Raw genomic sequence first — 25664 nt, 5'->3', positions numbered from 1 at the left:
TTATGCACCCCTTTCCATAGTCAAATCATAATCATACATATCCCAAAGATGTCTATATAGCCCCTTTTTCCTCATAAGGAAATCATGGGTTCCCTGTTCTAGAATTTCCCCTTCCTTAAGCACAACAATTTTATCTGCATTTTTTATGGTATATAATCTATGGGCTATAATAAGGGCAGTTTTACCCTTTAATAGAGTTCTAAGTGCCTCTTGTATTTTTGATTCGTTTTCTACATCGGAGTAGGAAGTTACTTCATCTAGAATTACAATGGGACTATCCTTTAATATGGCCCTTGCAATGGATATCCTCTGCTTTTCCCCTCCGCTGAGCTTTATTCCATTTTCCCCAAGAAGGGTATCATATCCCTTAGGCAAGCCCATTATAAAATCATGTATCTGGGCTTTTTTTGCAGCCTCAATAATTTCCTCCATTTCCTTATCTGATCCCATTCTAATATTTTTCCCTATGGTATCATGGAGCATGAAAACCTCCTGAAATACAAAGGATACATTATCCATCAAACTGTTCATTTTGAAGTCTCTTATATCTATACCATCAATTTTAATATTGCCTTTATCAACATCCCAAAATCTTCCTACCAATTGCCCCAAGGTGGTTTTCCCCGAGCCCGATGGTCCAACAAGGGCCACTATATTACCTGCTCCTACAGTTAATGATAGATTTTTTATAACTTCCTCCTTGTCATATTTAAAGGTAATATTATTAAATTCTATCTCCCCTTTAATTTTTTCATTTATTTCTTCATTCCCTTCTTTCTGGGGCATTTGTTCTATAATATCCCTAACATTTCCAGCTCCTTCTAAAAGAAGAGAAAAGCTTTCTCCAAATTCTAATAATTGTTTAAATGAATTAAGGAAGGTGGCACTTAAAATTAAGAATAGTATATAAGTAGAAACATCTATACTTCCATTTAAAAACATAATCCCTCCAATGGGAATTATAAATAAAAGTCCCGAATCAATAAGAATCAAAAATACACTATAAAAGGGAACCATTGTTCTAGTTATTTCTTCCCAATAATCTGAATATTCCTCTGTACAATCCTTATAATTTTTAAAGGATTTTGCAGAAAGATTAAAGGCCTTCATTACATTCATTCCATTTATATATTGTATAATGGTGGAATTAAGCTTTTGAAGGAGATGATGATAATGCTCCATCCTTTCTTTCATCCCTTTGAACATTGCCATTTGTGACATAAAGCCTAAAATAATTGGAATAAACAAAACCAATGCAAGTTTCCAGTCCAAATAAAAAAGATAAGCAATAACTATAACAGGAGTTGCCGCCGCTGAAGCCAAATCTGGGATTTGATGGGCTATAAAATTTTCTAATTTTTCTATATCTTCATTTATGGTTTTCTTAATCTCTCCAATGGTATGTCCTTTAAAAAAACCCATATTTAGTTTTGCCATATGTTTAGCCGCCTTCATCCTAAGCTCGTAAAGTATTGTAAAGGCCGCAATATGAGAAAATACTCCTGAAGCTAAGAATATTGCCATTCTAGCCACTACAATTATTCCTACAATTACTGCCATTGATTTAACTGCTTCATAATTTACCGATGGTTTAAACAGCTCCAGAATTATATAATACATTAAAATATAGGGTGCTATAGAAAACACTGAGCTTATAACACTAAATACAGCAGAAATGTATAATTTGATTTTTTCTTTACCAGATACCTCCAGAAGAAATTTTAAATTTGATCTTTCCTTCATTTTAATCCTCCTCGCTAATAAGCATAAGCTTTATAATTGTCACTTATGTTATTATACTTGATAATGATTATCATTTTCTACTCCAAAGCATAGAAAAAATGCTCCAAAAAATTAAAAAGAGCTTCCTCATCTTCTGAGACAGCTCACTTTTCCCTAAACTTAAAATACGGGAGGAGATATTATAAATATTCCTTTAACTGTACTATTTCCATTATTAATCATTTTATGGGGAATATTCTCTTTGATATATACAGAATCTCCCTTTTCCATAAAATAGTGCTTTTCACCTAAAATCAATTCCATTGTTCCTTCTAATATTATTATTGCTTCATCGGTCTTGTGTATAAAAAAATCTTTGCTGGCAGATTTTTTTGGCTTTATTTCAAAATAACCAGATACAAACTTCATTTGCCAATCCATTTCATTTGGCATAGGAGTTAAAAATTCATAGAAAATATTACTTTTAGGAAGTTTCATTATTTTTCTATCTTTAGTCTTTATAAAAAATTTTTCTTCCTCGTCCTCATCACTTAAGAAAAAATATATTGGTACATTAAAGGCTTGTGCTATTTTCCTTAGAGAAGAAATTGAAGGTTCTGTCATATTTCTCTCTATCTGAGATAAATAGCTGGCAGTGAAATTCGTTATATTAGCAACTTGATTCAAGGTAAGTCCTTTTTCTTGTCTTATTTTTCGGATTTTACTTCCAATCATTTACGCCCTCCTTCTATTAAGGATTTTTACTATATGCAATTTCCTCACCTATCATAAAAAACTACCTACTACATCCATTTTTAAAATCTCTAGAAATCTACCATATATTATGCAAGAGATTTTAAATTTCCAAAGGATGTAAAATTAAGATTTATATACCATTGACTATTAATATTTTATCACAACTTACAATATTTTTTAATAAAAAGAACGTTCAATCCAACAATAATTAATCAAAATCTTATTCATAGTTTTTAAAAGATTCTTTTATGATGTATAAATTAACTTTTCAATTTGTTTCACTACATATAGATATACGCCCTTAAAAGTTTTATTGGCGTATATCTATGCATAAGCGAAAAAGAAATATTAAGACTCCCCCTGTGGGGACTAAAGCAACGAGTTAATTTACAATACCGGTAATTTGATTAGTGATGTATACTTGCCACCATGATATATCTTCTGTGTTGCCTTAACAACTTCAGTATCAGTTGATGAATCATTTCCCGTATTTGAATTTGGAAATATAAAATTATCTGCACTGGATGTTATAGTTAACCGTATTTTATGCCCTTTTCTAAAGGTATTACCAATTTTAGAAGTTCTAATTATATATTTTTCTATTCTATTTGGTTTTAATAATTCGATTTTATCAAAACTATTTCTAAATTTAGCTCTTAAAACTCCATCTACAAGTTTAATTGAATTTCCATCTTCATCCACATCTGTTAGTCGTACAATCCAGTCTGTATCCCTTGCTGAACTTGATGCAAAAAATTCAACATGAATATCTCCTGCAATAGTAATATCTTCTTTAAGCTTATCAGTGCTATAAACTAGTACATCTGACCTTTTTTCTACATTAATATAATTATCTGGAACCCCTACTTCATTTTCTGATAGGTCTATTAAATGTGGCGCTGGATTTTCTGGATCATAAACATAAGTATCATGATTCTCAGCTTGAACCTTCTCAAAAATAAGCTTACCATCTATATCTGATTTATTGGCATTTCCACTGCTGCTTAGATATAGATTTTTAAGTTTAACTTCCTTTGGAAGCCAGTTTTCAGCTTCTCTCCACCTATTATCTCCTAGGGTATAATATTCTACTTCCTTTTCCTTTTCTATTCCATTGTCGATATTTTTCAAATGTTTATCAAACCAGGCAAGATAATAGTAATCCAAATCGTATCTTACGGCATTGTTCCCAAAGCCTACTCCATGAATATCCCTTGTAGTATTGGCACTATGCATCCATGGACCTAAAAATACTTTCTTATTTCCCTTTTCATATTCTTTAACTATATCCAAAGCCTCTGTAGTTCCCATTCCATTATCATCGAACCAACCGGAAACCACCATTGCCGGAACTTTTATTTTATTTTTATGTTTAAACCAATTTGACTTACTCCAAAATTCATCGTATTCATCATGCTTTAGCCAATAATTCCAAAATGATACATCAGTATTTAAGGCTTTTTTTGTTATATCCTTTAAGGGTCTTATTTTTAATATTTCATCCCAATCATCTCTAATCATATTTTCTGGTTTAAATCTCTTTTCTGCCATTGCAAAGGCCCAAGCCAGCATACCAGAAGCCAATGTACCACCCTTTCTAGGCATATCAATAAAGGGTCCTCCTGCAGTAACTATACTTACAAGGGCTTTTAAATGTTTGTTTCCACTGGCTGCTGATGCCCATTGAACATATCCTCCATAGGAAGCACCTATCATTCCTACTTTTTTATCCGACCAATCATTGCTAACAATCCAATTAATACTATCATCGCCATCTTCAATTTCAAAGTGCATAGGTATCCATTTACCTTCTGAATCTTCCCGCCCCCTTGTATCTTGAATAACTACCGCATATCCTCTTTGTACATATTTAAAATGAGCCTGAGAAAACAGCTTTTTACCATAGGGGGTTCTCACAAAAATAGTGGGAATCTTTTTATTTATATTTCGGGGAAGCCAAACATCAGTGGCTAATTTAACACCGTCCCTCATAGGAACCATAAATGTACCTTTAAATTCCACTGCATATTGAGGATTAGATACCTCCTTTTCTTTCCACAATTTTAAAGGCGTATAATCCTCATAACCTTTTTTCACTAAAACATTACAAACTTCTCTAGTGGTTACTATAAATCCCACAACCTCATTTTCCACTAAAACTATATCTAATGGGAACTTTTTATTTCTTTCACACCAAATATTATTATTTATTTCAGATTTCTGATATAATGCTCCCCATGGAGTCTCTACTTGAAATTTTTCAATATTAAAAATTTTATTAAATTCATCAAGTTTACTATTCAAATCCTTAAGATTTATTTTATATATTTCTTCATATTTTGTTATGTCTTTACTTTTTAATATAGTCTTTTCCAGCCATTTATTGCTAAAAACATCCTTTTTTATATGCTCTATACAATCATCTTTAAATATTATATCTGCACAATGAATTCCTGATTGATAAAGAGAGTACTCTAACATTTAATGAACACATCCTTTTTCTTAATTATGCACCAATAATAGTTTTAAGAAGGTAAGCTATTGATATTCCCAAATAATTACCTAGGGCATTTCCAATGGCCCCTAAGACAACACCTATACTAACTAAAGACCTCCATTGGGCTGAAGCAGCTACAAGAGCTGAGGTGGACCCATCGGCAATAGAAGCCACTATTGAAACAATAACATATTGATACTTAATTTTAAATAATCTGCATAATATTAAATGAAGAAGTAAAGAAAACACTATTACTGATAGTATATATAATGAAATAAGCATAGTAGAACCAAAAAAATCTTTTAAATTAACCATAAATCCTATAATAGCTAAAAAGAATAATGCCACATACAAACCTAAATCTATACTCCCCTTTATCTTCTTAACAGGTTTAACTTGAGCTAAAGCAATTGCTATTGTTGTTATGAGAAGTATTCTTACTGCACTTTGCAATGTTCCTGGAGCCATTGTTGAAATTAAAGTGGCTATTTCTGTAACAACAAATCCTATTGCAAATAACCATGCAATATCTTTAATACTCCATTCTTTTTCGCTCATCAATTCCTCATGTCCTTCTCCAAGTAATTCATCTTCACTCAAAGAATAGGGCCAGAATTTTTGAAATTTCTTTGACTTTTTAAGTATTGCTGGTGCTGCAAATAAAAATATCAAAGTAGGCATACCTATTACATAATCGGCAGCATTGGCTGCTGCAAAGGTTTCAGCACTGGCATTTAATCCTGTTCCAATGGCTGTCAAGTTTGAACTTCCTCCAGTATAAGTCCCTACAAACATACCTGCCATTTTCCATCCTTCATTCAATTTAGGAGCAAAAATAAATCCAGTTAAAAGGGAAACAAACCCTACACTCAATACAGCAAATAACATAGCTAATAGAGGCTGCTTAGATAATTTAAGCATTTTACTCAAATCAACATTCAATAACATCATTGTCATGGATAGAGGTATTGCATATTGAAATATAACCACATATACATTGGCCATTGTAGGTACAATTTTTAAATTTGAAAGTAGTATACCAAATATTATTACAGTTAAAGCCGGGCCTATACTTTTAAAAGCTTTAAATTTTTGAAGGTAAAGACTAAGAGCTACAATAAGGGCTATAATTGCTATAAGACTTCCTGAACTTGAAAATATTACATTATCCATAATTTGTCCTCCCTGTAAATAGTATTTTTTTGAATTCTATAATGAATTAAATTAACTGTTTTGCTGGAATATCTATATAGATTTCCCATAGTAAAACTTAATTTATACATATCAAAATATCCGATGTTTTTGGGGATTTTTGATGTGTATAAATTAACTGTTTTACTGGAATATCTATATTATGATTCAAATTTTAATTTATAATTAATAGACATATGGAACTATCAACCTAAAAATCAATAGATATACCCAGCCCAGGTGCTTCTGGAAGAGTAATTGTACCCTTTTCAAATATTAAACCTCCATCTATATCTGAATCTTTAATATACAAAAAGCTGTCCATATCAGCCTCTGTAATATTTTTCTTCGCTGCCACTAAACTAGCTGCTGCTGTAATTCCAACTTTACTTTCAAGCATACATCCAACCATGCATTTTATATTGGCGGCCTCGCTTATGGCATTTATTTGCTCACCCCTATATAATCCGCCACTTTTCATTAGCTTGATGTTTATTATATCAGCACATTTATTTCTCACTATTCTTATGGCATCTACAGGAGAAAATACACTCTCATCAGCCATTACTCCTATATCTACTTTATTTCTTATTAATGCCATATTGTCTATATCCCAATGGGGTAATGGCTGCTCTACAGCTTCAACCTTATATTTTTCTACAGCCTTCATAACCTTAACTGCTTCAGGAACTGACCATCCTTGATTAGCATCCATTCTTAATCTGATATCATAACCTACAGCTTCTCTAATTAGCTTAATGGCTTCAATATCCTGCTGGGGATTAATTCCAGCCTTTATTTTTAATATCTTAAAACCTTGCTCGATTCTCTCTTTAGCTTGCTTTGCCATTTGCTCTGGAGAAGATATCCATAAAGTAATATCCGTATCAAATTTATTTGAATTCCCACCTAAAACTTTATATAAAGGAGCATTCATAATTTTTCCTTTAATATCATATAAAGCTATATCAATTGCTGCTTTTGAACTAGTATTTTTTGATATGGTACTATCCATTATATTGTGGATCTTTTCGATATTCAGAGGATCATGACCTATAATTTTCTTTCCAAAAAGTTTTGTAGATACTATTACATGGTCTATAGTCTCTCCTGTAACAAATTCTAAAGGGGAACCTTCTCCAATTCCATAAACTCCTTCATCAGTTTCAATTTTCACAAGCACAGTATATACATGCTCAATGACTCCAAATGCAACTTTAATTGGGCTGTACAATTGCAATTGGACTTTTTCAACTTTTACATTAGTAATTTTCAATTTAAATCCTCCCTTGCCTATTGAATTTATTTTAATTTTCTGACATATTTAAATATTTGTTAATTAAGTTATATTTAAATAATTAAAGATAATTGTAATATATATTAATTAATTTGTCAATAAAATTCTGTAAATTTTGAATTTACTATCATAGTCTAATCCTATTCTTCACTTTTCCCCAATAATATGCTCTTACTGATGAAGTTCCTATGTCAAAAATTATAAAATCCTTGAATAAAATTCTATTTGATGGTGATAAACATAAATTCACTTGGAGATTGTGGCACACGAAAAAAGCTGCTAAAAGATTTTACTTTTAGCAGCCTTTTTTGTGATCTTAATGCTGGTAAAACTGTATATCCCCTATGCCTTTTTTAATATTCATCTTTATATTCATTCCATCTGAATACATTTTAAGTCTATTCAATATATACTCAGCTTGAATATCCTTTGCTACATAGGGCTGACAATTCTTTATTTTTATTGGAATTATATTTACTTCTTGAATCTTTTTATTCTTTATTTTGAATTTAACTATTATAGTTTCATCTGTCCCATTTGGAATTTGTCTATCAAAAACAAAATTCCCAAGACTGTAAAATATCAAACGATTTTTATATTTTTCAATTCCTTGAAGCACATGGGGATGGTGTCCTAGTATCAAATCCCCTCCGCTATCTACAACTGTATGGGCAAGCTCCTTTTGCATTTTCCCTGCATAAAACTCAAATTCTTTTCCCCAATGAAAGGATACAACTAAAAAATCACAATTTTTCTTGGCTGATTCTACTTCTTCCTTTAGGGTTTCAATATAAACCTTTGCAACATCGGCTCTATCGCTAAAGCTAATATATCCTTCTGGAGGAAAAATTGAATACCCAAGAAATCCTATTTTGCAGCCTTTCTTTTTTATATAAAGGGGTTTTCTGGCTTCCCTGTAATCATGTCCTCCTCCAATATAATCAACATTGTATTTTTTTAGTGTTTTCATTGTATTTATAATACCTTCACTGCCATAGTCCATAGTATGATTATTAGCTAAATTTAATATATCAAAGCCAGCTTCTTTAATAGCAATTGCATTTTCAGGATCTGCCTTAAATAGAAGTGATGGTCTTTTCAAAGCAGGAGTGCCATCATTGGTTATGGGACATTCTAAATTTCCAAAGGTAATATCTGCTCCTCCAAGGACATTTTTTACTTTCCTATAGGGATAGTCATAATCATTCTTAATCTGTGCTCTAACACCTCTATCCAATAATATATCTCCCACAGCACATAAAACTACTTCTTTTGGGTAACAATCTTTCAGTACAACTCCAATTATCAATATTAATAATATTAATAATAAAAAATGCTTTTTCATAGCTGATTTTCTCCTTAAATCTTTGTTACTTACCCAAGAGATACGACCTAAATCTTAGAACTTACAACATAGCACTTAGAACTTTTTTAACACCCTGTACTATATGGCTCTGCTGGAGCAGGAATTTCTTCCTTACCTCTTTTTATGAAGCTGTCCATCCAGTCGGGCTGCTGGGGCATTATATTTTCTTTAATTGTTTTTTGCCATTCTTCATCGGTAAGCCTATGGGTATAATCAAATTCAAAATAGCTAAATACTGCTCCCCTGGTAAGATATAGCTCTCCACCTATGGGAACCACCACATAAATCTCATATGCAGGACCAACTCCTACTTCAAAATATCCTCCATCGCTAAATTCATTTGGAGCTATGGTATGAATATCAGCTATTACTGCCATATTTTTATCTGTCTCAGAGGTTATTTCAAACCACCTCATGCCATCTCCTGCAAAGGAGCTTGTAAGATATTCTAAAAGTCCTCCATAAACTAAAAGCTGATAATATTCATCTGAATTAAGTTCTTCATTATTAAGTTCCTTTACTGAACAATTGATTAAAAACTGAAGAAGGTCTTCAAATCTTTGCATTTTACTTTCCATAGTTTCTATAAGCATATCTCTCTGCTTTAAGTTTTCCCTTGAATATTTAGTTAACCACAATAGCTTATTATAAACCTCTATGTTCGGTTCAACATATCCCTTAACCTGAGGTGGCTCTTCTCCACCGCCACACTCTACTCCACTTTGTTTTCCATATAAAATCGTATCGTGCTTAAGCTGGGCCCAGCTTCCTAGTGCTGTACTTAAGGATTTATCTGTCCATGCCTTATTTGTCATAAAAGAAGGATATCCGTCTTTAAACTCTTTAAGTAATCCCTTGAGTGTCCAAAGCCAGCCGTAGTACATATTACCACGCCATTTTTCTTCATTTAATTCATTAAATTCTGTCTTTAATTTATTAAAGATGTCTATATATCTAGGTGACTTTTTATCTTCATGATAATGATTTATTTGTATATCATATGCCCTGTCAGAACCTAAAACTCCCATTACGTCTAAACCAGAAGGTATAGGTCTATTTATAGGCTCTACCAGCTTTTGTATGATTTCTGAATCGGGAATATATCTTTGACCCATTAATCTAAATTGCTTACCTACTGGAGTATCCACATCAGTATATTTAGCCTTTATTTGGGGCTCAGGTAATTCCTTTGCTTCCAAATATAGCTTATCTAGCTTTTCTCCATCATTTAATTGATTAATATCAGGATTTTCCCCATAAACATTTATAAGTAAATCCTTATAATGATATATATTAAGATCATCGGCTGTTCCTACATAAAATACAGTTGGATCATATATATTTTCCCATAAAGTTATATCATCTTCTTTATCATTATTTAAAAACACACTATAGGTTATAAGTAATGCCTGAAGTGTTTGCTCAATATTTCTTACTTCATTATTATTTTCATCAACCTTGTAAAGTGGAAATGGCGCCTGTCCATACCACATCATAGCTTTAAAATATCTTTTAAAATCATCGTTTCTTGTATAATGTCCCCTTGGTTTATATTGACTGTAATCCAATTTATATGGAAATATTTTAGATTTTTTAAAGCCAGCCTGCTCTTTAATTAATTCATATTCTGCTAAAGCCATTTCCCTTGCTTCCTCTGGCATATCTTTCGGTAGATCCTTTTCAAGACAAAGAGCTGCTGCTCCAAAGTAAGCTATGTTTTTCAGCTGAGCATTTTTTATTTCTTCATTATTTATTTCATCAAATAGAAGTATTGATTTATTAAGCATACTTTCAGTTAATTCTTCAACAAAGCCCAACAGCTTCTCTTTCTCAAGAAGCCTTAAGGAATAGTCATAAAATATATGGTACACCTGAAGAACTGAATCAGTTGTTATAAAGCTAGGTATTTTTTTATATTCATTTTTTTCATAAATATAAAAAAGCTGCTCCTCCTTTGTAGGATTTACTACAAAGCCATTCTTTGCCAAAAGCTTTTTCTGCTCTGGGCTGAACTCTCCAAAGCTATCCACATTAATTACATTTGATAAATCCTCCATTACGGTATATGATTTAGCCTTGGGCTCAATGTTTATTGCTTCATATGGAACATCAATTACTTTTCTATCTTTTTGTGATGTGAATTTTAACAAGCCCAGCTTTGATTCTCCTTTTTCCCCACGTTCTTCTTTGATAAAATCATCATTGTCTTTCTCTTCTTCTCTAATTACACTTTCTTCATCTACATTATTTTCTTCAGAATTTAAAGCTTCTTCTTCAATTTTTCCAGCTTCATAATTAATATTTTCTGTTTCAAACTCTTCTAATCTCTGTCTTACTGTATCTTTATTATTAGCACAGCCTACAGTTCCAAACACTGTTACAAAAACATAAACTACACACAAAAAATAGATTGAAATTTTTCTTATCCTCATAATTTTCCCCTTTCAACTAATTAAGATAATGGCATAATTAAAATTAGGCTAGCTTCCATAATCTTTATGGTATTCCTCTAGAAACCTTAAAGCTGTATGCTGTATATAGTAATTAATTTTCACTGAAAGTAATTATGCAATTTCCTCAATCAATATTAAATACTGGTATATACTCTCTAAATCTATTTTTTACTTTGATTTTTTTATCAATATAGTTCATTAATATCCATTCATATTTACTTCCATTCTTCACTTTAATTATAATGCTATTTTTATTTTCCTTATTCGTAATATTATCAAAAAATAGTATATCCTGGTACTCTTTACTTTCTGCCATACCTTCAAACCCAAAGCCCTTCCACTTATATGAATTTATAATTTTTTTACCGTTTTTGAATATCTCTATAGAAATAAGCTCATCAAGACCATCATTATCTATATCTAAAAATATGTAGTCCTCAAAGGGTCTTGAAAGCCTAGATCCCCTCCACTTGGGAGATATACTGTCACCATTCCAATTATATATAAATGGTCTCTTAGACTTTACAGGATGAAACTGAGATTCTTTATATACTCCAATTGATATTTCCTTTTCTCCATCCCCATCTACATCTGCAGTCTGTATTTTCCATGGATTCATATCCTTAAAGGCTTTTGTATAGATTTTCTTTAGCCCATCATCAAAGGAAAAAATCATTAATTTTTCTCCAAACTTCTCCTTCTTTTTTCCTGTAATAATCAAAAGTTCATCATTATCATCATTATCTATATCTGATATATAAGTACTTACTATAGCTTCATCATTTTTAAATCTATAGGTTTTTAAAGATCCCTTTAATGAATACTGCTTAATAAGATTTCCTAAAGTAAATATTAAACTGTTTTGATGTTTTGATTTTAAAACCCCAACTAAATTTACAGCTTCCTTTGAAAAACCTAATAATTTTATTTTTGAAGGATAGTACCTATTTTTAATTCCCAAAACATGAAAATTTAATATTTTCCCAAAGAAGCATGTATATTCAATATCATTGTTTCTTATCTTTATCTGAGCTTCATACTCAAACAATACTCCAATAGACAAAAAAAATAATATAATTATTAATAATAAAATAGCAAGCCTATTTTTTTTAAACATATGATATACCTCTTTTAAATAAAATGAACTCTCTTTGCTAAAGTAAAGCATCAAAGCTTCAGATGGAAACTCTACTCCACCTGAAGAAAATTTAAGCTAAATTCTTCTTATAAAGGTTTAAATTATTATTACCTCTATAGACATATTATGTCATAAATATCCTGGCATGTCTAAGATTTCTTGATATATTTAAAACACCTTAGATCTATATTAAACTTACAAAATAAAATTTATAAATATAAGAAGGATATTTTTAGAAATCATAGAATTTATTAGATATGTCAAAAATATAAAATCTATTAATGGAGGGAAGGAAATGAGAAAATTTATGCAAGTCCGTAAAGGAAAATCACTTCTAAGCTTGTTAGTAGTAGCAATGATGTTATTTACAATGAGTACATCCTTTGTTTTTGCCGAAGAAGTTAATACCGTTGATATTATTACCTTTAATGACTTCCACGGAAGCCTAGCAGAAGATGTAAGCGAAGGTGGCAAAAATATTGGTATGGCAAAACTTGTAGGATATGTTAAGGAAATTGCAGAGAAAAATCCCAATACCATTATAGTATCTGGAGGAGACAACTATCAGGGTTCAGCTCCATCAAACCTTACATATGGAGCTCCCGTATCAGAAATGATGAAAGCCATGGGCGTAGTTGCATCTGCCGTAGGTAATCATGAATTTGACTGGGGCGTAGAGTATATAGAAAAATGGGCTAAAGATGGAGAATTTGACTTTCTTGCTGCAAATATTTATGATACTGAGACAGATGAACCTGTAGATTGGGCAAAACCTTATTTAATAGTTGAAAAAGGAGAGATTAAAGTTGCCTTTGTAGGTCTAGCTCATCCTGATACCGTTACATTAACAAAGGCTGAAAATGTAGATGGCCTTGAATTTAGAGATCCAGTGACAGCTGCACAAACATGGGTTGATTACTTAGAAGAAGGAAAGGCAGAAGAAGGTACTCCTGATGTTATAGTAGCATTAACCCATATTGATTCTTCCCAAGATAGAGAAACAAAAGAAATTACTGGAAATGCAGTTGATTTAGCTAATAACGTAGAAGGCCTAGATGCAATTATATCTGCCCACAGCCATGAAACAGTTGTTGGCAATGTGAATGAAGTTCCAATTGTTCAAGCTTATAAAAATGGTCGTTCCCTTGGAAAAATATCTATTGAATTAAACGAAGATAAAACAGTAAAAGATATTACTGCTGCAATTGACGATGTGTATAAAATCAAAAATGACATAGCAGCAGATGAAGGAGCTTCCAAAATATATGATGAATATAGTAAGGAATTAGGCCCAATTTTAGATGAGTCCTTAGGAACAGCAGCTGGTGAATTCACCCACGACAGATCAAAGCCAAATGTATCATTGTTGGGTAAATGGGTTACAGATATTATGAGAAAAGAAGCCAATTGCCAAGTGGCTATACAAAATGGTGGAGGTCTTAGAACGTCCTTGTTAGAAGGAAATATTACGATGGGTGATTTGTATGAAATAATCCCCTTTGATAATACCCTTGTAACTATGGAACTCCCAGGTGAAGATTTAAAGAAAGCAATTGATCACGGTATATTAAATCCTAAGGTTACCGATGGACAATTCTCGGGTCTTAAGGTTGAATATAATGGAAACAAAGAATTTGGAAATAGAATAACTTCTATAACCTTAGAAGATGGTACTCCCCTTGAGATGGATAAATATTATACAGTTGTCGTTAATGACTTTATGATAACTGGTGGAGATGAATATGACTTTTCCAATGCAAAAAATATAGTAAATACCTATGTTCCAGTTAGAGATTTACTTGTGGAAAATATAAAGGAAGCTGAATCTATTACCCCTGAGCCTGTTGATTATCTCATTGAAGTAAGTGAAGCCGTAGAAGAAGCTACGGAAAATGAAAAAGTTACTACTATAGAAGAAACTATTCAAACAACTGAAACTGAAGAAACAAAAGCTTCAAAAATAGAGAAAGCTGATAATCAAGTAGAACAAGTAGAAAACGAAACTCAACAAGCAACTAATGAGCCTCAAGAACAACCTAATAATTTAAAAACCTATACAGTTCAAGTTAATGATATGCTTTGGAAAATTGCAGAAAAATTTGAAACTACATATCAAAAAATTGCAGAATTAAATAAATTGAAAAATCCTCATTTAATTTATCCAGGACAAGAATTATTAATACCTGCAAATTAGAAAAACTATTATATTTTTCTTTTTAGAAATATATTTGTAATTTCAAGTAAAGAGGGTCTGTCTCACAATAAAATGTGAAACAGACCCTTAATATATAAATTATTTTTGCATTAATACATAATCATTTACCATTACTCCTATATCCTTAGCAATTACAGGACATTTTGCCTTAAGCAGAAAAAATATTCCCCTTGATTCATCGGATAGGGTTTCATAATTTCCTTGACCTTTACTTATAATAACATCAGCTGTATCATATATTTCTTTAAATTCTTCACTGCATTCATCTAAAATTACCCCTGGAGCATCACATCCCGTTGATATAATTTTAGCACTATATTGTAATTGGGAATCATAAGCTTCTTTTGTAGTAGTATCATTAATAATAGGCTTACTTCTCACTGCATAAATTACATCAAGCTGTAATAATTCTTCAATTAAAACCCTGTCAAAAACTGTCTCCCCTGCATTATCTCCTATAATCAACAAAGTTTTTGCATTTTTAAGGCACTTTTGAAATTTTTCTATTTCACATATCTTGAATTCCTTATCAAATTCTTCTAAGAAATTCTCTTTTATGCTTTTATCACCATAAATTGCTGCGTCCATTATATTTCCCACTGAAGAAATTTTTAAAGCCCAATACAGCCTCTCTTTTTGTTTATATAGAAAATGCTTCATATCAGGATAAATCCTTTCAGCAGTTTCTATGGATTTTTCTTTAAGTTCTTTGTAGGGGTCTTCAACTTTTGTGTATTTTTTCACCAGTCTATGTAAGTCTCTTCCTACTTCTGGTGCGCTTTTATATTTATCAATTTCTGCAATTATATTTATTGACTCAAGCAGTATTTCTTTTTGTATTTCTTCATCCTTTGTATTCATCCTAGATGCTTCTAAAACCTGTCTTAGAAAGCAAGGTATACAATCAAGCTGTATCTCCAACTTTATCTCTCCCCTATATAAATATCACATATTTATTCATTAGTTTCCTTATCTGAAGTAATTTTTTTATCATCCTCTAGAGAAGAATCTGAATCAAGTTGTTTTCTAATCATTGGCGATTCAACATCCTCTAAAGGAACTACACAGTATCCTCTTCCATGACCTGTCATTGGACCTTCACCCTTAGGACCAGTTCCATCAAATTTTGGCATATTAATACCCCCTTCCTATATTCCCCATAGCTTACATAGTAATGATTAATGTCATATGCCATATACTCTAATATAAGAATAACAGAGTTTTGGGTATATGTCAATAATCTTTATCCCATTTTATGGAACATACAAATGATTTATAATAGCTTTGATCAATAGACAATAATTTCCTAATTTGATATAATTACAAAGGAAATAACCATTTAGTTTGTTTTTACTATATATATAACATATGGGGAGAAATCTATAATGGATATTAAAAAAACTATTGATAAAATGATTGTAAGCTCCAATGCCAATATAGAAGACATTGTTAATGTACTCGATTCTAATTGCGATAATTATCTATTTCAGCAAGCAAACAATATAAGAAAGAAATATTGTGGTGATGAGATACACTTAAGAGCTATAATCGAATTTTCAAATCACTGTCGATGTGACTGCTTATATTGTGGAATAAATAGGCAAAATATATCTTTAGAAAGATATAGAATGAATCCTGAAGAAATAATTGAATATGCTAAAAGAGCATACGAAGCCGGATATAAGACAATGGTCCTTCAATCCGGTGAAGACCCATGGTATGACAGAGGAAAAATATCTTATATCATTAGAGAAATTAAAAAGCTTGGTGATATTGCAATCACTTTAAGTGTTGGAGAAAGAGAATATGATGATTATAAACAGTGGAAATTAGACGGGGCCGATAGATTTCTTTTAAAACATGAAACTGCCGATGAAGAATTATACAATTATCTTCATCCCCATTCTACCTTCAAAAACAGAACACAATGTTTAAAATGGCTTAAAGAATTAGGATATCAGACAGGAAGTGGATTTATGATTGGAATTCCTGGTCAAACTTTAAACACAATAGCAAAGGATATATTACTTTTAAAAGAATTAGATGTGGACATGGCTGGTATTGGTCCTTTTATTTCACATCCTCAAACCAGACTTAGAAACAACCCTACTGGAAGTACTAATTTAACCTTAAAAACCCTTGCTATTACCAGAATTTTATTAAAAAGACCCCACTTACCTACAACTACATCATTAGAAGTAACTAATGTAAGGGATAGGGAAAATGCATTTTATACAGGTGCCAATGTAATAATGAGAAAAGTTCAGCCCTTTGAATATAGAAGACTTTATGAAATATACCCTAACCCCTCTATTAAAGAACAAAGTATAGAAAATGAGAGAAAAGAAATTGAAAACTATGTAAAAATGATGGGAAGAAAAATCTCTTCAGATAGAGGAGATGCAATAAAATAACTTCAGAGTCTTTAAAAAATAAAGGAACGAATTAAAATTCGTTCCCTTATTTTTGATTTTTGAATTTTTCATTATTAAGAAATCTTCCTAGTCCTCTTCCATTTCCTCTTCCTAATCCTCTTCCTAATCCAGACCCTCTAATGCTTGAACTTGTATTAGCAGTCTTTCCATCACCACAATTACCTAAAGCTCTACCCGTCATAGGTCCTTGACCCAATGGTCCTGTTCCATCATTTCTTGGCATCCTAAATTCATCTCCTTTTATTTTGGGTATATGCCATTTACAATTACATTATAACAGGTTTTGGGTATATGTCAATAATTATTGTGCAAAATTTTTAAAATATATCATGACTGGCTGTATCCATATTGTGATTATCACTGATTAAAGATACAACTTTATTGTCATTATCTTCAATAAATAAATCATGTATGATCATATAATTAGAAGGACCACCATAATTATCTCCAAAGAAAAATATAATTTTTTGTGGACTGTTAATTGCTTTTTTAGCAGCTTCCGAAAGGGAACCAGATTTTTCTTCAATTAGGATGCTTTTTGGTTTTCCATAATAATTTCCTGTTGAAATAGTCATCTTCCATGTATCATCTGTAAAAGAAAGGGTTTTATATATTTTTGTTCCATTCTTAACAACCTTACTTCCTGCCCAACTGTGATGAGTAGTCACATATCCTCCACTTGCAATATTTTCTACAGCAAGACCTGTATAAGCACAATAATTTGTTCCATATACTGTGAAGGATCCATATACAGTTTTATTTTTTACATCAAAGGAATTTACTGTATCAATCCTATTTCCATCTCTATAATTGTTTACTAACCTACCATTAGTGTGGATATCTCCTACCATTTTTACTCCTGACGCTTCTTGACTCATTTGGCCTTTGTATTCCTTATGCTGAACCATATTATAGCCATTTACTATATAATCTCCTTCTATATTAAGAGAAGCTTCTTCCTTTTCTATAACACTGCCTCCAATATAGGAAAGCACAACTTTATATTCACATGGAAAACTATTATTTATATTAAATCTATACTTTTTCCCTGCTTCCACATCTACTACTGCCCTGCCACTTTCTCCAGGATTAACTTTTAAATTACATAATCCCATATTCCCTGGATCCCTAAGACTTCCTACTAAATTAACATAATCCTTCCACTCATTGGATAAGCTTTTGATACCATCTATATAATTTTGCTTTTTAGTAAAAATTTTAAGCCCACCCCTATCTATATTATATAGAGATACATTTATTTTTCCTGTTCTTGGAGCCGTAAAAATATATCCATCCTCTTTATCAACATACCATTTGCTCCCCCATATTGCTTTCATGCCGATATTGCCATTTATAACTACTGAATCTGTAAAATTTAATTTATATAGATTTGATTGACTTGTATCCTTATTATTTTCAACTTGAAAAAATTCCTGCATAGCCTTTATAGAAAATTCTAAGAATATTCTATGATTGGTTGTCATGCTGTTTTGAGAATAATTAGTCCCTCCTACAGAAATAAAATATTTCCCTGGATATGCATAAAAGGCTCTTTTACAATTACCATTACCTACTTCTAAAATAGAACTGACATTGGGATTGTAGTATTTTTTAACACCAGATACGGAAGAAACAAAATATATATTAATATTTGAAGATACATTATACCCTCCATTTACAGGAGTTACATCTAAGGTAACCATACCTTCCTTTTCCACATTGAGTTCAAAAACTGCAGTTTTATGAATCATATTTTCTGTTGAATTAGAATTATATTGTCCACCTGTAATCCCTGTTGAGCTTCCGCCAATATTAAGATTTGAATATGAGTATGTTACATGAGAATTATTAAATACATTCTCCATCATATATCCCCTATCATTCTCAGGAACAGGGCAAACCTTCACTGCACCATAAGTAAAATTTACAAAAATAAACATTAATATTGTGACCATCAAAAATATTTTCCTCATTAAATTCAACACTGAATAACCTCCTATTTTTGTTTTTTATTTAAAATTTTTAAAACTTAATAAATACACAATGCTTTCTACATCTTCCTTCCATCCGTATTTTTAGAACTTTTTCTATTGTTTACAAAATAATGCATCAAATATCCTGCACTAGATAAAATTATTATTCCTAATAGAACAATAGTTACATAAAACATAATATCCATCACACACCTTCCCTTCTAAGAAAAATTTCATCTATACAATCATATCTAATTAACCTATTGTGCTAGTAAATCAAATTTTTTGCTTTCAAATATAACTTAGGAAATATTAAAACTCCCGATTCCTCAATTTATAATCAATTTACCAAAAAAAGCATAAAAAAAAATCATACTTTTAGTTAAAAAAAGTATGATTTTTAAGGGTGGTATACTAGGGGTGGTATTGAATTATCTCATATATATAGCTCGTTAATTCACTTCTGGATGATATGTATAATTTACTATAAATCCTACTGATATGAGTTTTAACTGTATTTTCACTAATAAACAAAATTTTGCTTATTCTTTTATTATTAAATCCATTTATCACATGATAGCATACTTCTAATTCCCTTGGAGTTAATATCTTTAATTCTTCTATTCCTTGTAATTTATTAAATTCAATTTTCCTTCTCTTATCCCTTTTTAACGTCTCAGGAAAAAAAACTAAAATCATGATTGCCAAAAACAGGGGTATAAAAGTAACTATACCATATACCGAAGAATGTCCAAAACCTATTTTTTCAATAGTCTGGGACAAAAAAGCTCCTATTGCTGTTCCTAAAAGCATAGCTGCTATCCCTCTAGGAAAAACATAATTTTTCTTTAAGCTCTCTGACATATCCCAGGAAAAACTCCATCCAAAGGCATTAACAAAAGCCCAGCCACATTGTAAAAAGGTTTGTGTAATAAAGTAGGTAATAACAGAGGAAGGCATTATAAAAAATGTAAATGAAATCCCTAAAAACCCAACTCCTAACATAAAATTTATTTTTCTCCCGTACTTATCAAGAACAATTCCCGCTGTAATTATAGCTAATAAATAGAAAAGAACATTATAATACCTGTCAATATGCATATATGGCTCAAAGGAAGGATATATTCCAGCATAGGAAAAACCTCCCGCTATATAAATTACTATAAGAAAAGCATATATATAATATGAATGTATATTACTGTAGGCTTTATTTTTATAACTTACTACATTGTTTTTATGATTCCTATTTATTTTTGAATAGAAAACAACAACTATAATACTTATAACCCCTGGAAATATTAGGGCCACTCTGTTAGTTAATAAAGGAAAACTAATATTGAGAAGAAATAAAATTACAAAAGAAATAAAGAGGGATAAAGATATTGTTCTACCTCTTATGTGACTAGGAATAACTGCATTAGCCATATAAGTCCAAAAGCAACCGATTCTGCCAATCATATAAGCATAAAGCATTATGGTTAGTATCTGAAAATAATAAGGTAATGTGTAAAATAATAAAATAAGTGGAATAACTATTCCTAAAAAGACATAAAAGAACTTTTGATTCTTCTCTAGCTCAGTTGGTTTTAAAAAAAAACTAAATACATGGACCAGTACACCAATAATACTTAAAGTTGGAGTAAGCTTCCCTACTGTTATAGTCAAAACTGGGCCAAAAAAAGTAAATACTATAGTAGCTCCATATGTAAATCCTAGGGTTAATATAATAAAAGGATATATTTTAAAAATATTTATGTATGATTTTATCAAAGATTAGCCTCCTTATTTAAACTAGCAAGAAGCTCTTTTTTATTTTTCACTCCTAATTTTTTATAAATTTTCCTGGCATGTCCTTTTAATGTATTATCAGTAATATTTGCTTTTTTAGCTATTTCTTTGTTTTTAAGACCAAGGAGCATAAGCTTATAAATTTCAAGCTCCTTAACTGTGAGTAATTTGACTGCCTTATCTTCTGTTACTACCCCTTCCATAGCTTGCCTTGTGTTCTTGATATCCTCCATCTCATCAAATCCCTTTTTCATCAATTTATTTATGAAAGGTAAAAATGCGAATGCTAAAATAGCACCTATGGATGAAACAGATATTGATATATATATATGTTCATTTTTACTCTTTAAAAACATTCCTAAAAGATTGCCCATAAAAACTGCCATTAAATTAGATGACATAATAAAAAGAAATATTTTTATAGGTCTTCCAAAAATATATCCCATTTCTCCTACCAATGTCCAAAGAAAAATGTCTAAAATAGCATAGCCTAAAATTATTAAAATATAAGCAAATACAGGGTTTTTTGTAAAAATAACTAATGTCATATAGCCACAGGCTATCACCACAATTGAGAGAGTAATAATAATATCTGTTTGAAATCTTTTTTTTATTTTAAAAATCACTACAGCTATAAAAAAATATACACTTATATCGAAAATATGTATATTCCCAAATTTCTTTTCTACTAAGGGACTAATTAATGTTTGAACTACTCCGCCTCCAATATTTAATAGGAACATTAAAAAGCACATCATAACAAGTAAATCAGTAGGAAGTTTAATATTAAAGTCCTGTTTTTTCTCTGCAGCCGTTCCTATAAGTCTTGAAGAAGCCCAATAGGCTCCAGATAAGCATATAAAAAGAGAAGTCATAATCAAGGTGTCTAAAGCTCTGTAATCCAACTCTTGATTGATATTAAATATTATATAACCTAAACAAATCACATATGCCATATTTTTATACATATTCTTAATATTTAATAATTCTACAAAATAGCATCCCCAGCCTGTTATAAAGAGTACGCTACAGCACCCCATAATACCTGCAATAATATAAGCAAGAATAGGATTATTATAATCCTTTATAAGAATAGTAAGAACTGTGCCAGCAAAACACAGTATGATGCTATATTTCATAAATGCAGATTTATAATTTCTCTTTATATTATAAAATCCTATATAGAAAAAGACAATGGAAGGAGTTAATATATATGCTATTGCTAAATGATTGCAGTTTACTTCGCTGCTTCTAAATATTATATTAAGGGCAGGTCCATTATATAGAAATGATAACAACCATCCTAAAAATAATCCATAGGATAAAACTAGATACCAAAATTTTTTCCCCATCTACTACTCTCCTTATTATCCTATAATGATAATAAAAATAACTATCTTTAATAATAATTTAAATCTAAATTCTACTTTTATTAGTAATATTATATCATCTTTTTTATTTCAAAAAAATCAATCTAACCAAATGGTTAGATTTTAGAAATGATTATTATAAAGAAAATTACTATCATTCATTTAATACATTTATGCATTCTTTGCAGTAGCCATAAATTTTCAACTGTTTTTTTTCACACAAAAATCCATTTTCATTTAATATCCTCTCATCCAAATCATCTTGTAGGGCATTAGAGATTTCTATAATTTTACCACATTTTTCACAAATTAGATGATGATGGTTTTCTTCTTCCTTCATAAAAAACTCGTATTTTGCAGCTCCATCACCAAAATCATGCTTAATAACTGTACCTATCCTCTCTAAAATATCCATAGTTCTATAGATAGTTGGGAGAGCAATAACATTCCCCTTTTTCTTAGAAAGACTATAAATTTCTTCAACGGAAATATGCTTGTCTTTATTCTCAATTAGAATTTCAAGAACCCTTTTTCTCTGATTTGTTATTCTCACATCATTTTTTCCCATTAATTCCTTAATAGCATTATTTACTTGTAAGTCCATCAAATCACCTCTCTACACTCAATCTTCTTAAAGTCCTAAGCTTCTTTACATATTTACCTTTGAGGAAATAACAGTATCTCCAATAACTATTTTTTCTTCTTCTCCTAAAAAGCCTGTTATTACTAAATCTATAGCCTGATCCTCACTCAGGCCCCTACTCCTTAAATAATTTAAAACCTCATCAGAAATTTTTCCCACTGAAGCTTCATGGGTAAGGGAAGCATCTTTATTCTTATTTATAAGCTCAGGTACAGCAACAATACTTGAATCATTGGATAACAGAAGTCCCATACAATCCAAATGCCCTGTTGCAGACTCGTTTGCAAACATTCGACTTTTCGTATTTATTTCAGTATTCTTTTTAGCAATAACCTTTACCCTTGATATACCATTTGCATCTTTTCCATTTAAATAAGTGTCATCATACATTTCTATTTTACTTTCATTAGCCAAAATAGTAGTTGAATAATTCAAAGAAGCCTTTTCATCCAAATAATTACGATTTTCAAGGACTAGCTTCATAGGGGCCCTTTGACATTTTTGCGTAAGATATATTTCTGCACCCTTTTCTAAAATAAGCTCCATGCTTGAACTTACTTGATCATCTTTCCCCCAGCTATGTAAATGATTTATTTCAAGCATAGCATTTTTCTTTACAATAGTTTTTGTACGCCCCACATGCTTTCCATATAAATTTTGCCTTTTAGCAGCACAGGTATTATACATCTTTGCCCTTATGCCTTCCTCTACTACTACTAAATTCATTGTGCTTTGACTGACATGCTCAGAACATATTAAAGTATTAGTAATTAAGGGATCTGCTAAAGAATTCTTAATCCAAATAAAATATCCCTCATAGGGCTTCGTTGGAAAATGCTCTCTGCTCCAGTCAAACCTTTCATAGGCCTTGGGACTAGTTAAAATCACAACATTCTCTTGCTGAACTATTTGAGCTTTATTATCTATTTGAGTATAATTCGCACCTTTTACATCTTTCATAACCATCCTCCTCAATTGTTTTCCATATTTTCTGCCAATTTTTTGATGAACAAACAATTTCTCCTTTCAACATAACATGGGCAAAGTCTGGTTTGAAAAATCTAAGTGCTCTTCCCCTGTGGGTAATTAAAAGAATTGATTTGCCATCTAATTCTTTCTTTATTATAGAGCTTAATCTCTCAAGATTTTTTATATCTAATCCCGCATCTAGTTCATCTAAAATTATAAATTCTGGATTTAGGCTAATAACCTGAATAACCTCCGACAGCTTTCTTTCTCCTCCAGAAAAACCTATATTCACCTCTCTTTCCATCAATTCCTTAGTTCCTTCTAACTCTATCTTTCTCTTAGATATCTTATCTAAAAGCTTAGATAGCTTTACATTTATAGCAGGAGGATTCTGATAAACCGCAGCAATTCCCATTCTCGCCCTTTCTTCTATTTCTAAGCCCGTTATATTCTTTCCATTAAAAACTATATTACCCTCTACAACATTATATTTAGGAAAACCCATTAATGTATAAAGTAATGTAGACTTTCCCGATGCATTAGCCCCTAATAATACATGGGTTTCTCCTTTTTCAATTTTTAAATTTATTTTTTTTAAAATATCTTTTCCATCTACCTGGGTAGATAAATTATTAATTCTCAAAAAACTCATTTCAGCCCACTCCCTTCAGTATAAATTAAGTTTTACTATGGGCGATCTATAGATTTCCAATAATAAAGCTTTGTTATACATCTTAATATTATTTTAAGAGATAATGATTATCATTTTCTACTCCAATATAAATAAAAAAAGCTCCAAAAACAAAATTATGTTATTTTTCTTCAATGCTATTTTGAATTTTCCTATATTTTAAAGGAGTCATATGGTTATATTGTTTAAACAAGTTTGCAAATTTACTTGGGTTCTCATATCCTATTTCAATTGAAATTTCTAAAATTGACATATTTGTATTTTTCAATAAATATTTAGCTTTTTCAAGCTTTTCTTTTTTTATATATTTATACACTGTATTCCCTGTAATTTCTTTAAAGGCTTTTTGTAATTTATAAACACTAATATTTAATTTCATGGCTAATTCTTTAACTGAAGGGGGATAGGCAAGATTTCTATTTATTATCTCCTTTGACTTAGATACTATTTCACTTTCTTGTTTTTCTAAATTCCTACTATCTCCCCTTAATTTTTCTTCAAGAAAGGTGGCTAAAAATTCAATTGTTTTTAATTTCAGCTTCATATAACTCATTACATTATTACTGGATATATAATCTATTTGCCTAGCTATTTCCTTTAAATCGTAGCTTGATTTTTCAATTACTATTGTATTTCCTTTAAATATATTATTGATACTTTCCTGCCAATCTATTATAACTTTATCTTCCCAGGATGGACTTATAACGCTTTTAATAGCTTTAAAATACATATGAATAGATATAGTTTTGCAATTTTCATATTCAAATTTAAAATAATCTAAATCATTAAGCATCTTATAAATACAGATATCTCCTGCTTTAAGTACATACTTCCTATTATCGGGCAGGGATGTAATTTTTATACTTCCACTATAGCAATAGGCGACTTCTAAAACATCATCCCTATATCCTCTATTATCAATATCCATTTCCATTTGATCAAATTCCATCCTTGCTATTTCTAAACCATCTTCTATTTTCATCCTTAAAAAGCTTCCAATGCCAAATTTTTCAGAAACAATATATTTTTTTCCCAATAATTCATCCAATGTCATAGAGCAATATCTATCTTCTATATATTTGTAATAATTATCTATTATGTCTTTTTTCATTTTATAATAGCTCCTTTTTATAACAATAAAGCTAATAAAAAAATAAGCT

The 25664-nt window shown here is 30.7% G+C and carries 21 protein-coding genes; 2 read left to right on the top strand and 19 right to left on the bottom strand.

Features of this window, described 5'->3' with window-relative positions; translation table 11 throughout:
• From B5X81_RS17125 to B5X81_RS17090, 8 genes are all read right to left on the bottom strand, one after another.
• Positions 1–1743 carry an ABC transporter ATP-binding protein gene (locus B5X81_RS17125; RefSeq protein ID WP_079493373.1) on the bottom strand — a complete coding sequence of 581 codons (1743 nt, stop codon included), beginning with the start codon at positions 1741–1743 and terminating at the stop codon, positions 1–3.
• Between the two features lie 159 nt (positions 1744–1902).
• Positions 1903–2457: a helix-turn-helix domain-containing protein gene (locus B5X81_RS17120; RefSeq protein WP_079493372.1), complete on the bottom strand. Its 555-nt coding sequence runs from the start codon at positions 2455–2457 to the stop codon at positions 1903–1905.
• 408 nt (positions 2458–2865) lie between these two features.
• Positions 2866–4959 carry a CocE/NonD family hydrolase gene (locus B5X81_RS17115; RefSeq protein WP_079493370.1) on the bottom strand — a complete coding sequence of 698 codons (2094 nt, stop codon included), beginning with the start codon at positions 4957–4959 and terminating at the stop codon, positions 2866–2868.
• 25 nt (positions 4960–4984) lie between these two features.
• Complete coding sequence (locus B5X81_RS17110) at positions 4985–6148, bottom strand: DUF819 family protein (protein WP_079493369.1); 1164 nt, start codon at positions 6146–6148, stop codon at positions 4985–4987.
• Between the two features lie 229 nt (positions 6149–6377).
• Positions 6378–7442: a mandelate racemase/muconate lactonizing enzyme family protein gene (locus B5X81_RS17105; protein WP_079493367.1), complete on the bottom strand. Its 1065-nt coding sequence runs from the start codon at positions 7440–7442 to the stop codon at positions 6378–6380.
• A gap of 337 nt (positions 7443–7779) precedes the next feature.
• Entirely contained in the window at positions 7780–8808 is a 1029-nt protein-coding gene (locus tag B5X81_RS17100) for a CapA family protein (protein WP_079493366.1), read from the bottom strand.
• 86 nt (positions 8809–8894) lie between these two features.
• Positions 8895–11261, bottom strand: a complete 2367-nt coding sequence (locus B5X81_RS17095) for a DUF3160 domain-containing protein (RefSeq protein WP_079493364.1) — start codon at positions 11259–11261, stop codon at positions 8895–8897.
• Between the two features lie 145 nt (positions 11262–11406).
• Entirely contained in the window at positions 11407–12399 is a 993-nt protein-coding gene (locus B5X81_RS17090) for a hypothetical protein (protein ID WP_079493363.1), read from the bottom strand.
• A gap of 316 nt (positions 12400–12715) precedes the next feature.
• Here B5X81_RS17090 and B5X81_RS17085 point away from each other — a divergent pair, with 316 nt between their 5' ends.
• Entirely contained in the window at positions 12716–14614 is a 1899-nt protein-coding gene (locus B5X81_RS17085) for a 5'-nucleotidase C-terminal domain-containing protein (protein WP_079493361.1), read from the top strand.
• 99 nt (positions 14615–14713) lie between these two features.
• On the opposite strand, the gene B5X81_RS17080 is transcribed toward B5X81_RS17085, so the two are convergent.
• Together B5X81_RS17080 and B5X81_RS17075 are read right to left on the bottom strand one after the other, a co-directional pair.
• Positions 14714–15556: a damage-control phosphatase ARMT1 family protein gene (locus B5X81_RS17080; protein ID WP_079493360.1), complete on the bottom strand. Its 843-nt coding sequence runs from the start codon at positions 15554–15556 to the stop codon at positions 14714–14716.
• A gap of 32 nt (positions 15557–15588) precedes the next feature.
• Positions 15589–15768 carry a DUF5320 domain-containing protein gene (locus tag B5X81_RS17075; RefSeq protein ID WP_079493358.1) on the bottom strand — a complete coding sequence of 60 codons (180 nt, stop codon included), beginning with the start codon at positions 15766–15768 and terminating at the stop codon, positions 15589–15591.
• A 252-nt stretch (positions 15769–16020) separates the two neighbouring features.
• Here B5X81_RS17075 and hydE point away from each other — a divergent pair, with 252 nt between their 5' ends.
• Positions 16021–17049 carry a [FeFe] hydrogenase H-cluster radical SAM maturase HydE gene (hydE, locus tag B5X81_RS17070; protein ID WP_079493357.1) on the top strand — a complete coding sequence of 343 codons (1029 nt, stop codon included), beginning with the start codon at positions 16021–16023 and terminating at the stop codon, positions 17047–17049.
• A gap of 46 nt (positions 17050–17095) precedes the next feature.
• Here hydE and B5X81_RS27575 read toward each other — a convergent pair whose 3' ends face one another.
• From B5X81_RS27575 to B5X81_RS17030, 9 genes are all read right to left on the bottom strand, one after another.
• On the bottom strand, positions 17096–17293 hold the full coding sequence (locus B5X81_RS27575) for a DUF5320 domain-containing protein (RefSeq protein WP_079493355.1): 198 nt from the start codon (positions 17291–17293) through the stop codon (positions 17096–17098).
• Between the two features lie 94 nt (positions 17294–17387).
• Complete coding sequence (locus B5X81_RS17060) at positions 17388–19055, bottom strand: hypothetical protein (RefSeq protein ID WP_079493354.1); 1668 nt, start codon at positions 19053–19055, stop codon at positions 17388–17390.
• A gap of 65 nt (positions 19056–19120) precedes the next feature.
• Positions 19121–19249: a hypothetical protein gene (locus B5X81_RS28495; protein ID WP_280175287.1), complete on the bottom strand. Its 129-nt coding sequence runs from the start codon at positions 19247–19249 to the stop codon at positions 19121–19123.
• Positions 19250–19457: 208 nt separating this feature from the next.
• Positions 19458–20813: a LuxR family transcriptional regulator gene (locus B5X81_RS17055; RefSeq protein WP_079493352.1), complete on the bottom strand. Its 1356-nt coding sequence runs from the start codon at positions 20811–20813 to the stop codon at positions 19458–19460.
• Entirely contained in the window at positions 20810–22183 is a 1374-nt protein-coding gene (locus tag B5X81_RS17050) for a response regulator transcription factor (RefSeq protein ID WP_079493351.1), read from the bottom strand. Before B5X81_RS17050 ends, B5X81_RS17055 begins: the two co-directional genes overlap by 4 nt.
• Before the next feature lie 172 nt (positions 22184–22355).
• On the bottom strand, positions 22356–22805 hold the full coding sequence (locus B5X81_RS17045; RefSeq protein WP_079493349.1) for a Fur family transcriptional regulator: 450 nt from the start codon (positions 22803–22805) through the stop codon (positions 22356–22358).
• A 45-nt stretch (positions 22806–22850) separates the two neighbouring features.
• Positions 22851–23804: a SufB/SufD family protein gene (locus B5X81_RS17040; RefSeq protein ID WP_170917479.1), complete on the bottom strand. Its 954-nt coding sequence runs from the start codon at positions 23802–23804 to the stop codon at positions 22851–22853.
• A complete protein-coding gene (locus B5X81_RS17035) occupies positions 23764–24465 on the bottom strand; it encodes an ABC transporter ATP-binding protein (protein WP_079493346.1) in 702 nt (233 codons plus the stop codon). Before B5X81_RS17035 ends, B5X81_RS17040 begins: the two co-directional genes overlap by 41 nt.
• Positions 24466–24625: 160 nt before the next feature.
• Positions 24626–25615, bottom strand: a complete 990-nt coding sequence (locus B5X81_RS17030; RefSeq protein ID WP_079493688.1) for a helix-turn-helix domain-containing protein — start codon at positions 25613–25615, stop codon at positions 24626–24628.
• Between the last annotated feature and the right edge of the window lie 49 nt (positions 25616–25664).

The organism is Maledivibacter halophilus (assembly GCF_900167445.1).
Classification (GTDB): domain Bacteria; phylum Bacillota; class Clostridia; order Peptostreptococcales; family Caminicellaceae; genus Maledivibacter; species Maledivibacter halophilus.
The sequence above is the reverse complement of the archived record's forward strand: the minus strand, read 5'-3'. Positions and strand labels throughout refer to the sequence as shown.